The following is an 11,316-nucleotide window of genomic DNA, read 5'->3' on the forward strand; positions in this document are numbered from 1 at the left end:
CGCAACCCGGCGACGCCGTCGCGACGGGAGCCACACCTGCTGGACCAAATGCCGGATCATCTGTCGGCCGTCGGCGAGATCTGGTTCAAATCGCCCCGCACAGGGGGCGATCGATCAGCACAGCTCGGGCGCTGTGTGCCGCGAGAGCGCAAAGGCATGTCTGGATCAGCGCTTCGCGATGAAGCGCTGGGCGGCCGAATGCCGCAGCCGCCGGGAGCGGGGCGCATACTCCGATTGACCGGGATCAAGAGCGCTCGCGTTCGGTCATCTAAGCCCCTACAACCTCTGTTGCCGTCGTGACGAAGAATGGACCTCGTGGTGCCGCAAACTGAAATCGTGCCTTCGCCCGGCTTGCGGCGGCGGCTCGGGCTTGCCTTGCTCGTCCTCTACGGCACCGGCGTGACCGTCGGGGCCGGGATCTACGTCCTGATCGGCGCGGTCGCGGGGCATGCCGGCAGCTATTCGTCCTGGGCGTTTGCGCTGGCGGCGTTCGTGATGGCGTTCACCGCCGCGTCCTATGCCGAGCTCGCGACGCGCTATCCCGTCAGTGCCGGCGAGGCTGCCTATGTAAGGGCGGCGTTCAAGTCACGGCTGCTGTCCACTGCGACAGGCTCGCTGCGGCTCGCCACCGGCATCATCGCCGCGGCCGCGGTGACGCTCGGCGGCGCCGGCTACATCCGGCAACTGATCGATATGCCGACGCCGGTGATCGCGATGGCGATCGTGATCGCGCTCGGCGTGGTCGCGTCCTGGGGCATCCTGGAATCGGTGATGCTGGCCGGCCTGCTGACCTTGATCGAGACCGGCGGACTGATGTGGATCGTCGTCTCGGCCGTCTCTTCCGGCGTCTCGTTCGCCCCAGCCTTGCTGGCGCCGCCGCCGCTCGAACTCGGCGTCCTCTCCGGCATCACCTTCGCGGGCCTGCTCGCGTTCTTCGCCTTCGTCGGCTTCGAGGACCTCGCCAATGTCGTCGAGGAAGCCAAGGACCCGCAGCGGAACATTCCACGCGCGATGGCGCTCACCTTGCTGATCACATCGGTGCTCTATGTCCTGATCGCGGCGATCGCGGTCAGCGCCGTCCCGCCGGGCGTGCTGGCGGCCTCGCCGGCGCCGCTCAGCCTGGTGTTCAATGCCGTGGCGGGCATCAGTCCTGCGACCTTCACCGCGATCGCGATCGTGTCGACGCTCAACACGGTGCTCGCGCAAATGACGATGACGGCCCGCGTCGTCTACGGCATGGCGGAGCAGGGCGACCTGCCGCGCATCGCCGGCCGCGTCGATCCGCGCACCGGCACGCCGCTGATCGCGACCGGCCTCGTGGTGCTGGCCGTGATCCTGCTCGCTCTGGCCTTTCCGCTCGAGCATCTGGCGGAAGGGACCTCGCTCGCGACGCTGACGATCTTCGCCATCGTCAATCTGTGCCTGCTGCGGATTCGCGTCATGCACCTCGGCTCCGATCGCGCCCTCGTGCGCGTGCCGCTCTGGGTCCCCGTGCTCGGCCTCGTCACCTGCCTGCTGATGATCATCAGCGCCTTCGTGGCGCCGTGAGCGGGAAGGGCCCTTCAGGACCATGCCGATGCCGGAGCTCATGAGCGTCCATCCCGAGATCGTCGCGATCGGCGTCGCGCTCGGCATCGGACTGCTGATCGGGCTCGAGCGCGAGCGCCGCAAGGGCGAGGGACCGGGGCGTTCGGCGGCGGGCCTGCGTACCTTCGCCGCGGCCTCGCTTGCGGGGGCGATCGGCATGCTGACCGGCGGCAAGCTGCTGCTGGCAGTCGTCGCGGCCGGCATCATGGTTTTGACCGCGATCGCCTATCTGCGCGCGCGCAGCGACGATCCCGGACTGACGTCGGAGACGGCGCTGATCCTCACCGTGCTGCTCGGCGGCCTCGCCGTGGAGCGTCCGGCCCTGGCCGCGGGTGTCGCCGTCGTGCTGGCCGTGCTGCTGGCGGCGCGGCCGGCGCTGCACGGCTTCGTCCGCTCGGTGCTCAGCGAGAGCGAGCTCAAGGACGGGCTGATCTTCGCGGCGGCGACGTTCGTCGTGCTGCCGCTGCTGCCCGATCAGCCGATCGGTCCGTTTGGTGCACTGAACCTGCGCGGCGTCTGGATGCTCGTCGTGCTGATGATGGCGATCGGCGCGGCCGGGCATGTCGCGATGCGGCTGCTCGGCGCGCGCGGCGGGCTGGCGGTCTCCGGCTTCGCCTCGGGCTTCGTCTCAAGCACCGCCACGATCGGCGCGATGGGCGCGCGCGCACGCAAGGCGCCGGAGCTGAGCGGGGCCGCAGCCGCCGGCGCGACGCTGTCCACCGTCGCCACGATCGTTCAGCTCGCGGCGGTGCTGGCGGCAACCAGCCTGCCGGCGCTGCATGCGCTGCTCGTTCCGCTGCTATGCGCCGGCGCCGCCGCCGTGATCTACGGCGCGATCTTCACGATCTCCGGACTGCGATCGAGCGGTGCGGCGGACCTGCCGCCGGGACACGCCTTCAGCCTGCCGGGCGCCCTGCTGCTGGCGCTGACGATCTCGGCGGTGCTGGTGCTGTCAGCGGGCCTGCGCGAGGCGTTCGGCGAGACCGGCCTGGTGGTGAGCGCGGGGGTCGCCGGTCTCGTCGATACGCACGCGCCGGCGATGGCAGCGGCCACGCTCGTGGCGTCCGGCAAGATCGGCGCGGCTGATGCAGTGGTTCCGATCCTGGCGGCGCTGTCGGCGAACACGATCAGCAAGATCGTGGTGGCCTGGACCAGCGGCGGCTCGTCCTTTGCGCTGCGGCTGATCCCCGGCCTGATCCTCGTCATCGCCGCTGCATGGGCCGGCGCCTTGATGCCGAGCCTTGCTCATGTCCTGCAGCCATGACCGCGCCAACCTACGCGCTGCGCGGCAGCTGCTCGATCGCGGCGGTCGCGCTGCGGTGCCGGACCAGCCAGGCGATGGCATCGTCCTCCTTCATCGGCTTGCCGTACAGCCAGCCCTGGCCGTAGGAGCAGCCGAGCATGCGCAGGCACTGCGCGTCCTCCTCGCGTTCGACGCCCTCGGCGATGATGCGGTGGCCGAGCGGCAACGCCACCGCGGTGATCGCGGCGACGAGCTGCTGGTCTCGGCGATTGCCGGCGATGCCGTCGATGAAGGAGCGGTCGATCTTGACGGTGTCGATCTCCACCGCCATCAGGTTGGCGATCGAGGAATGGCCGACGCCGAAATCGTCGATGGCGAGCGCAAAGCCGTGCTGGTCGATCAGCTTGAGCTCGTCGGCGCAGCGCTTGGGATCGAACATCGCCTCCTCGGTGACCTCGATCTCGATCCGCTTGGGATCGACGCCGTAGCGTTCGGTGACCAGCTTGAGCGTCTGCGCCGGCGAATGGATCGGAAACTCGCGCGGCGAGACGTTGACCGACACCTTGATGCCGTGCGCCTTCTTGCGGTCAAGCGCGCGCAGGAACGCGCAGGCGCGCTCGCCGACGAACTCCGTGAGCTGTCCGGACAGGCGCAACCGGATCGCGGCCGAGACGATGTCCGGCGGCGGGATCATCCCGGCGCAAGGATGCTTCCAGCGCAGCAGCGCCTCGAAGCCGATGACCTCGCGGCTGGCCATCGCGACCTGCGGCTGGAATTCGACATGCAGCTCGCGCCGCGCCAGCGCGGTGGCCAGTTCGACATCGAGCCGCCGCTGCATGGTCAGCGCCGATTGCATGTTGTCGTCGAAGACGCGCATGCAGGCGCGGCCGTCATCCTTGGCGCGGTACAGCGCGGCGTCGGCGCGCGCGGAAAGCTCCTCGATGTCGATGGCGCCGCCGGCTTGCGCGGCGATACCGATCGAGCAGCTGACGCTCAGGGGCTGGCCTGCGATCAGGACCGGCCGCAGCAGCGCCGCGATCAGCCGCTCGCCAAGCGCGATCGCGCGGCTGCCGGCCTCCGCTCCCTGCAGCACCACGATGAACTCGTCGCCGCCCAGCCGCACCGGCAGATCGTCGTCGCTGCAGGCCGACCGCAGCAGCGCTGCGACGGTCTGCAGCACGCGGTCGCCGGCGTCGTGACCGCGGGTGTCGTTGATGGTCTTGAAGTTGTCGACGTCGAACAGCAGGAACGCCACGCCCCGGCCCGCCGCGCAGGCGTGGCCTGCGACGCTGCGGAAATGGCTGCGGTTGGCGAGGCCGGTCAGCGAGTCCGTCCGCACCAGCCGCTCGAGCGTCTGGTTGGCGACGGCGACGGACTCCGCGAGCTCCGTCGCCGCGATGGTCGTACGCTGGCCGGCGATGAAGTTGCGCTCGCCGAGCCGGGCGGCGCGGAACAGCATCACCGTCAGGAAGGCGATGTCGGCGGCGACGATGGAGCCGACATCGCCGCCGGACAGCAGCATCCGCAGGATCGTGGCGCCCATCAGCGGGGCGCCGAAGGCGATGGCCATCGGCGAATAAGCGAGGCTCTGGATGATCGCGCCGGTGGTGGCGCCGGCCATGATGAAGACGATGTCGTTGACGTTGTGGGCCTGGGTGAAGACCGGCAGGCCGAGCGGGACGACCGACCACAGCGATCCGCTGGCCAGCGCCATGACCGTCAGCGCGCGCAGCACGCGCGCCGGATCGCGCTCGATCTGTCCCGACGATTTCAACCGCGAGACCCACGCGGCGCGCAGCACGGCGAAGACGGTCGCGGCAGCCAGCCACCACAGGATCGGCGTGCTGCCCTCCCGCAGATAGATCAGCAGCGCCAGCGAAATCGCGATGGCGACGTTGGCGAACAGCGTCAGCGCGACGTTCTGCAGCGAGCTCGCTGCCTGGGCCTTCGCCAGCGCCGCCGCCTGGGGGTCGGTGGAAGCGGTCTGCATGCGAAGCGGATGGCCCTGCGGATGGATGACATGGGGACGAGCCAGCCCTGTCGGCGGCCCATGCGGCGGCGCACGAGCATGCTGAACGGGGACCTAAGGCCGGGTTAATCGGACGGATAATACTGCTTACGGTTGACCGCCCGAGCGCCGCAACGAAGACGGCGGGACGCTCGCCGGCGGCCGGCGCAACCGGTCGGCATGGCGGCCAAGGCGCCATCCGACTGCAACGACCAGGACGATGCAGCCCGCTACGGATCGAGCTCGGTGTCCCAATAGAGATAGTCGAGCCAGCTGTCGTGCAAATAGTTCGGCGGAAACAGCCGGCCGTTGCGATGGAGCTGGTGGACGGTCGGCGCGTAGGGCGCCTGCTTGGGGAACATCTTGGCCTGCTGCGGCGTCAGATTGCCCTTCTTCAGATTGCAGGGCGAGCAGGCGGCGACGACGTTTTCCCAGGTGGTCTGGCCACCCTTGCTGCGGGGGATGACGTGGTCGAAGGTCAGGTCGTCGCCGGAGTGGCAGTACTGGCAGGCGAAGCGGTCGCGGAGGAAGACGTTGAAGCGGGTGAAGGCCGGATGGGTCGTCGGCTTCACGAAGGATTTCAGCGAGACCACACTAGGCAGCTGGATCTCGAACGATGGACTTCGGATCGCTCTGTCGTAGTACTCGACAATATTGACGCGATCGAGGAACACCGCCTTGATCGCGTCTTGCCACGACCAGAGAGACAGCGGGTAGTAACTCAGCGGCCGGAAGTCCGCGTTCAGCACCAACACCGGCCAACCGCCTTGCGAGACATGTGCGTTCAAGTAACGCTCCTGCCCTCCATAACGGCTGCGAAGCAGCATGCCCCGACATACTACATGCAGCGTGACGGGATTGTGAAGCCCCAAGAATGGCTTGACATGGCTTCTCCCCGCCTTCGCGCATCGGGTCAAAGGGCGTCGGAAGCGTGGCGGTGTCGCGTTCTGCCGCAGTGCAACTCACTTGCAGAAGGGGACCCGTCCGAGGGGCCTATTGGGCCGGTCTCAGGCCGGCACACGCTCCAGCTTCTGCAGGCAGCGGTGGGTTCTGACCTCGTCGGGCATCGGCCGGTCCGGGAAGCTCGTGCTCCAGTTGGTGACGCCGACCTCGCCGACATAGATGTCGCCGCGGCTGTCGATGGCGAGGCCATGCGGCGCCAGAAAACGCCCTGTTTCCAGGCCAGGACCGTGTTCGCCGCCGAGCCGCGCCAGCCGCCGGCCGCCGGAATCCGTGATGGTGAGGCGCGGTCCGAGATTGGGAACGTTGAGATTGACCGGCAGGCCCGGGCCGAGTTCGCCGATGATGAAGGTCTTGCGCTTGGCGCCGCAGGCGCACAGCGCGCAGGGCCGGTGCAGGTTGTTCCATTGCGTCTCGTAGCGGCCGTCGCCATCGAAGATCTGGATGCGGTTGTTCTCACGGTCGGCGACGTACACGAAGCCGTCGGCATCGGTCGCGATGTTGTGAACGATGTTGAACCGGCCGGGGTCCGAGCCCGGCTCGCCCCAGCTTCTGATCAGCTTGCCGTCCGGCGTGTATTTGTGGACCCGCGCATTGCCATAGCCGTCCGACACGTAGATCTCACCGGACGGCGACAGCGCGGTGTGGGTGCAGCGGTTGAACGGCTCGCCGCTCATGAACGGGCTTGGGCGCTCCGGCAGGCCGATCGTCAGCAGCACCTTGCCGTCGGGCGTGCATTTGCGCACGGTATGGTCGCCGTCATCGGTGCAGTAGAGATTGTCGTCGGCATCGATCGACAGGCCATGGGCGCGGCTGAACAGGCCTTCGCCCCAGCTCCGCAGAAAATTGCCGTCGCGATCGAACACGATCATCGGATGGACGCCGCGGTTGAAGGCGTAGACGCGATCCCTGCTGTCGACGGCGACCGAGGCGACGTCGGTCAGCGCAAACCCCTCGGGCAGCTTCGCCCAGCCCTTGACGACGCGATAGGTGTAGTCGCCGGTGCCGAGGGTCGCGGACATGCCATGGTCTCCGTGTTCCAGTCGGGCCATTCAGCCCGATACGCCGGCCGGCAGCAAGCCCTCCTCGATGGCCTTGATCTGCAGCGCGAGGTATTTGGAGTTGATGCGGCACTGCGCGAGGCTGCCGGCGATGAAGTACAGCCCGGGCTGCGGCGTGCGCGTGTACATGTTGCGCAGCTCCTGTCCGTCGCCGAAGCCCCAGATCGGCCCGATCAGGTCGGCGGTGGAGTCGCCGAACAGCCGGCGCACCAGCACCTCCTGCGGCTTGTAGCCGGTGGCGAGCACGATCAGGTCGGCCGCCAGTCTGCGTCCATCCGTCAGCTCGGCCCCTTCGGGGCCAAAGCGTGCGATCGCATCGAACTGGATGAGCTGGACCGCGCCGCTGACGAGCAGGTCGGAGCAGCCGACGTTGAAGTAGTAGCCGCCGCCGCGGGTGAGATATTTGAACTGCCAGCCGGTGCCGTCTTCGCCGAAATCGAGCTTGAAGCCGATCCGCGCGAGGCCGTCGAGCAGCGCGTGGTCGAGCTGCTTCGACTGTTCCGTCAGCATCTGGTGGCTGCGCCGGCCCAGCGCCAGCGGCATCGACGCCGCGATCAGGTCGTTGTCCTCGAGCGTGCCGTCATTGTAGGCGGCATAAGCGAGCTGCGCCGAAGGCTCGATGTTCGTGACCAGCGTCGGCGCCCGCTGCACCATGGTGACCTCGGCGCCGCTGGCATGAAGGTCCTGCGCGATGTCGTGGCCGGAATTGCCGGTGCCGATCACCAGCGCCCGCTTGCCCCGCCAGGCCTCGCCATCGCCATACTGGCTGGAATGCAGCACCGTGCCGGTGTAGTCGGCGAGGCCCGGCAGCCCCGGCCGGTTGGGAATGCCGCTGACGCCGGTCGCCATGACGATATGGCGCGGCCGCATCGTACGCTCGCTGCCGTCGGCGCGGCGCAGCGTCACGGTCCAGCGCGCCGTCGCCTCGTCATAGGTGCCGCCTTCGAACTCGGTCTCGGTCCAGACGTTCAGTTCCAGCGCTTCGGCATAGGCCTCGAACCAGTTGGCGAGCTTGTCCTTGGGGATGTAGACCGGCCAGCCCGGCGGAAACGGCATGTAGGGCATGTGATTGACCTGCACCTGGTTGTGCAGGGTCAGGGCGTGATAGCGCTTGCGCCAGTTGTCGCCGATCCGGGTCTCGCGATCGACCACCAGCGTGTCGATCTGCAGCATGGTCAGCCGCGCGGCGATGGCGAGCCCCGCCTGGCCGGCGCCGATCACCAGCACGGCGGGATCGCGATCGGCATAGGCGCGCGCGGCCTCGCGCTGGTCGAGCCAGTTCGGCCCGCGGAAGTCGCGCGAATAGGATTGGCCGCGCGGCCGGCGGGCGCCGATCGGTTCCTCGAAGCCTTTGAGTTCATCCAGCGCGGTCAGCAATGTCCAGGCCTTCAGCCGCTGGCCATCGGCGGCATCCGGGATCAGCCTGGCGATGCCGGAGCCGCGGCCCTGGATGGTTTCGAACTGAAAGAACGCCTCGATGCTGTCGGCGCCGGCGCGCCTGATGTGGCGCGGGGCGGCGCGTCCCGTCGCGATGGCGAAGGCACGCGGCGCGGCCGCGCGCGCATCCGCCGGCAACTCGTGCAGGATCGCCTCGCGCCCGTTGAGCGTCTTGATGCGCCAGCTCAGCGCCAGCACGTCGCGCCAGTAGCTGTCGGCCAGGAACAGGCTTGCGAGATCGCCGGCGTCGGGCGCTACGAGCGCCTGTGCGAACGCGGCGAGCCAGCCCTCGACAGCAGCCGTGAGGTCGTGCGTCCGGTCGAGCATGCGTATCCTCCCGGCCGTCATGTTCGTGCGGCCTCGTCGTTTGCCGCAGAGCGTAACCCGGGACCGACGCGGACGGATAGGGGTCTATCCGACGACGCCCTCGCGCTGCTTGATCACGCGGTAATAGCTCCACCACAGATGCGCCGCTGCGCCGCGCAGCGGCCGCCAGCCTTCCGCGAGTGGCATCATCTGCTTCGCGGTCGGCCGGGTGGCCAGGCCAAGCCCGACCTTCACCGCCTCCTGCACGGCGAGGTCGCCCGCCGGCCAGGCATCGCCATGGCCGAGACAGAACAGCAGATAGACGTCCGCGGTCCACGGGCCGATGCCGGGCAGGGCGGTCAGCGTCGCGTGCGCCGCGTCGGCGTCCTCATTGGCGAGCACGTCGAGGTTCAGCCGCCCGGCGCCGAGCTCGCGCGCGATGTGCTTGAGTGTCTTGATCTTGGCGGCGGACAGCCCGAGCCGCCCCAGCCGGTCGGCCCGGGCGCGGCGGATCGCGTCCGCGTCGAACGGATCGAACGCCGCCTGCAGCCGGCCCCAGATCGCCGCCGCGCTGGCGGTGGACAGCTGCTGGCCGCAGACGATGTGGGCGATCCCGGCAAAGCCCGGCTCCCGTCGCCGCAACGCCGGCATGCCGGTGGCTGCGAGGATCGGCACGAGTCGCGTGTCCTGCCTGACGAGATCGCGGATCGCATCCTCCAGAACGGTCTGGCTGTCGAGATGGAGGGTCACGTCTCGCCACCCCAAGTTGCGCGATGTCTCGCCGGGTGGACGCCACGGAGAGCCGGGGCTAAGGCAGCATCAGTCAAGGTTGGAACTCTCATGAACTTGCGTCACATCCCCTCCGACATGGACCGCGACAAGGTGGCCGGGGTCGACGCCCTGCTCGATCGCGTCGTTCGCGAGCACGGCATGTTTCTGCCCCTCGCCGTCGAAAGCGGCAGCCGCGCCTGGGGCTTCGCCTCGCCCGACAGCGACTATGATTGCCGGTTCGTCTATGTGCGGCGCGCGGCGGATCATATCAAGCCATGGCCGGTCCGCGACGTCATCGAGTTTCCGCTGCAGGACGATTTCGATGCCAATGGCTGGGATCTCGCCAAGGCGCTGCGCCTGCTGCTGAAGGGCAATGCCGTCATCATCGAGTGGCTGCGCTCGCCGGTGGTGTATCGCGGCATGGCGTGGTTTCGGGACGACTTCCTCGCCTTTGCGAGACGCGCCGCGAAGCGTGACGCGATTGCGCGGCACTATCTGCATCTCGGTGAGCGGCAGCGCCGGGTGTATTTCGGCGATGGCACCAGCGTCGCGCAGAAGAAGATTTTCTATGCGTTGCGGCCAGCCGCGACGCTGCGCTGGCTCCGCTTGAATCCGACCGAAGCGGTGGCGCCGATGCATTTCCCGACCTTGATGGCGGAGTGCGATCCGCCGGCCGCATTGGGCGCGGAGGTGGCGGATCTCATGCGCCGCAAGGCGTTGACACACGAGCTGGGCAGCGCGGCGCTGCCGATGGCCGTCGCCGACTTCATCGATGCCGAGTTCGAGCTCGCGCGCTCGGCCTTCGGCGACGGTCGGGGAAGCACGGCCGAGATGATGCAGGAAGCGGAGCAATTCTACCGGACCGTGGTCGAGCGTCTGGAAGCCGAAGCTCAGGGAAGCGGAACGGAGCGATCTGTTTCGTCGATCTCGCCATGATGCCACCCGTTTTCCGATTTGCCCCCAGTCCGAACGGCTATCTCCATCTCGGCCATGCCTATTCGGCGCTGCTGAATGTCCGGCGCGCTCAGGAGAGCGGCGGCCGCTTCCTGCTGCGCATCGAGGATATCGACCCGACCCGCTGCCGGCCGGACTACGAGCAGGCGATCACCGAGGACCTTGCCTGGCTCGGCATCACCTGGGAGCTGCCGGTGCGGCGGCAGTCGGAGCATCTCGCCGAGTATGGCGTGGCGCTGGCGCGGCTGCAGGCGATGGGACTGGTGTATCCGAGCTTCGAGAGCCGCGCCGAGATCGCGCGGCTGGTGGCGCAGCGGGATGCCGATGGCGGCTGGCCGCGCGATCCCGACGGCGCGCCGCTCTATCCCGGCGCGGCGAAGGCCGTGCCTGCAGCGCGTCGTGGGGAGCTGATGAGCAGCGGCGCGCCCTATGCCTTGCGACTCGATATGGACGCGGCGGTCGCGCGCGCTGGGCGGCTGGACTGGGACGAGGTCGGCTGCGGGCCCGACGGCGAGGCCGGGACGATCGAAGCCAGGCCGGCGGCCTGGGGCGACGTCATCCTCGCCCGCAAGGACACGCCCACGAGCTACCACCTCTCGGTGGTGGTCGACGACGCGCTGCAGGGCGTGACCGAGGTGGTGCGCGGGCAGGATCTGTTTCATGCGACCAGCGTGCACCGACTCTTGCAGGTCTTGCTCGGGCTGCCGGCGCCGGCCTACCGGCACCACCAACTGATTCGCGACGACCAGGGTCACAAGCTGTCCAAGTCCACTCTGGCGACCGGATTGCGCACATTGCGCGCCGAAGGCGTCTCGCCGGCGGAAATCCGACACAGGATCGGCTTGGTGTAGCCGCGTCTCGGCGCAAGTCCCGCTGTCTGCGCATGTTTCCGGCGGGGACAACCTCCGGGGCATCGTGACACCCGGAAACGACCGTGCCATGCTGCCCGATAGCGCGGGTTAATCGGGAGCTTCAATCGAAAGCGGCAC

At 68.5% G+C, this 11,316-nt stretch carries 9 protein-coding genes; 4 read left to right on the forward strand and 5 right to left on the reverse strand.

What is annotated here, in order from left to right; translation table 11 throughout:
- The first annotated feature begins 318 nt into the window (after nucleotides 1-318).
- Both ACQR1L_RS21040 and ACQR1L_RS21045 read left to right on the forward strand, forming a co-directional pair.
- Nucleotides 319-1,548 carry an APC family permease gene (locus ACQR1L_RS21040; protein WP_434859828.1) on the forward strand — a complete coding sequence of 410 codons (1,230 nt, stop codon included), beginning with the start codon at nucleotides 319-321 and terminating at the stop codon, nucleotides 1,546-1,548.
- A 28-nt stretch (nucleotides 1,549-1,576) separates the two neighbouring features.
- The gene (locus ACQR1L_RS21045) at nucleotides 1,577-2,851 is read left to right on the forward strand and encodes an MgtC/SapB family protein (protein WP_434859829.1); all 1,275 of its coding nucleotides are present in this window, start codon (nucleotides 1,577-1,579) and stop codon (nucleotides 2,849-2,851) included.
- Between the two features lie 10 nt (nucleotides 2,852-2,861).
- Here the strand turns inward: ACQR1L_RS21045 and ACQR1L_RS21050 are convergent, their stop codons facing one another.
- From ACQR1L_RS21050 to ACQR1L_RS21070, 5 genes are all read right to left on the reverse strand, one after another.
- Nucleotides 2,862-4,820 (reverse strand): putative bifunctional diguanylate cyclase/phosphodiesterase, encoded by a 1,959-nt coding sequence (locus ACQR1L_RS21050; RefSeq protein ID WP_434859830.1) that lies wholly within the window; start codon nucleotides 4,818-4,820, stop codon nucleotides 2,862-2,864.
- Nucleotides 4,821-5,068: 248 nt separating this feature from the next.
- Nucleotides 5,069-5,626 carry an HNH endonuclease gene (locus tag ACQR1L_RS21055; RefSeq protein ID WP_009025578.1) on the reverse strand — a complete coding sequence of 186 codons (558 nt, stop codon included), beginning with the start codon at nucleotides 5,624-5,626 and terminating at the stop codon, nucleotides 5,069-5,071.
- A gap of 219 nt (nucleotides 5,627-5,845) precedes the next feature.
- Nucleotides 5,846-6,820: a peptidyl-alpha-hydroxyglycine alpha-amidating lyase family protein gene (locus ACQR1L_RS21060; RefSeq protein ID WP_434859831.1), complete on the reverse strand. Its 975-nt coding sequence runs from the start codon at nucleotides 6,818-6,820 to the stop codon at nucleotides 5,846-5,848.
- 30 nt (nucleotides 6,821-6,850) lie between these two features.
- Nucleotides 6,851-8,623 (reverse strand): flavin-containing monooxygenase, encoded by a 1,773-nt coding sequence (locus tag ACQR1L_RS21065; RefSeq protein WP_434859832.1) that lies wholly within the window; start codon nucleotides 8,621-8,623, stop codon nucleotides 6,851-6,853.
- Nucleotides 8,624-8,707: 84 nt separating this feature from the next.
- A complete protein-coding gene (locus tag ACQR1L_RS21070; RefSeq protein WP_434859833.1) occupies nucleotides 8,708-9,352 on the reverse strand; it encodes a DNA-3-methyladenine glycosylase family protein in 645 nt (214 codons plus the stop codon).
- Between the two features lie 90 nt (nucleotides 9,353-9,442).
- Between ACQR1L_RS21070 and ACQR1L_RS21075 the strand changes: the two genes are divergently transcribed.
- On the forward strand, nucleotides 9,443-10,309 hold the full coding sequence (locus tag ACQR1L_RS21075) for a nucleotidyltransferase domain-containing protein (protein ID WP_434859834.1): 867 nt from the start codon (nucleotides 9,443-9,445) through the stop codon (nucleotides 10,307-10,309).
- Entirely contained in the window at nucleotides 10,309-11,178 is an 870-nt protein-coding gene (gluQRS, locus tag ACQR1L_RS21080) for a tRNA glutamyl-Q(34) synthetase GluQRS (RefSeq protein ID WP_434859894.1), read from the forward strand. The genes ACQR1L_RS21075 and gluQRS overlap by 1 nt, the downstream gene beginning before the upstream one ends.
- Nucleotides 11,179-11,316: the final 138 nt, after the last annotated feature.

This window comes from Bradyrhizobium sp. HKCCYLR20261, assembly GCF_051168435.1.
Taxonomy (GTDB): domain Bacteria; phylum Pseudomonadota; class Alphaproteobacteria; order Rhizobiales; family Xanthobacteraceae; genus Bradyrhizobium.

What these genes read in the sequence shown, in the direction of transcription:
- ACQR1L_RS21065 (WP_434859832.1), bottom strand. Translation starts at nt 8,623, where the DNA reads ATGCTCGACCGGACGCACGACCTCACGGCTGCTGTCGAGGGCTGGCTC.
- ACQR1L_RS21050 (WP_434859830.1), bottom strand. Translation starts at nt 4,820, where the DNA reads ATGCAGACCGCTTCCACCGACCCCCAGGCGGCGGCGCTGGCGAAGGCC.
- ACQR1L_RS21060 (WP_434859831.1), bottom strand. Translation starts at nt 6,820, where the DNA reads ATGTCCGCGACCCTCGGCACCGGCGACTACACCTATCGCGTCGTCAAG.
- ACQR1L_RS21075 (WP_434859834.1), top strand. Translation starts at nt 9,443, where the DNA reads ATGAACTTGCGTCACATCCCCTCCGACATGGACCGCGACAAGGTGGCC.
- ACQR1L_RS21045 (WP_434859829.1), top strand. Translation starts at nt 1,577, where the DNA reads ATGCCGGAGCTCATGAGCGTCCATCCCGAGATCGTCGCGATCGGCGTC.
- gluQRS (WP_434859894.1), top strand. Translation starts at nt 10,309, where the DNA reads ATGCCACCCGTTTTCCGATTTGCCCCCAGTCCGAACGGCTATCTCCAT.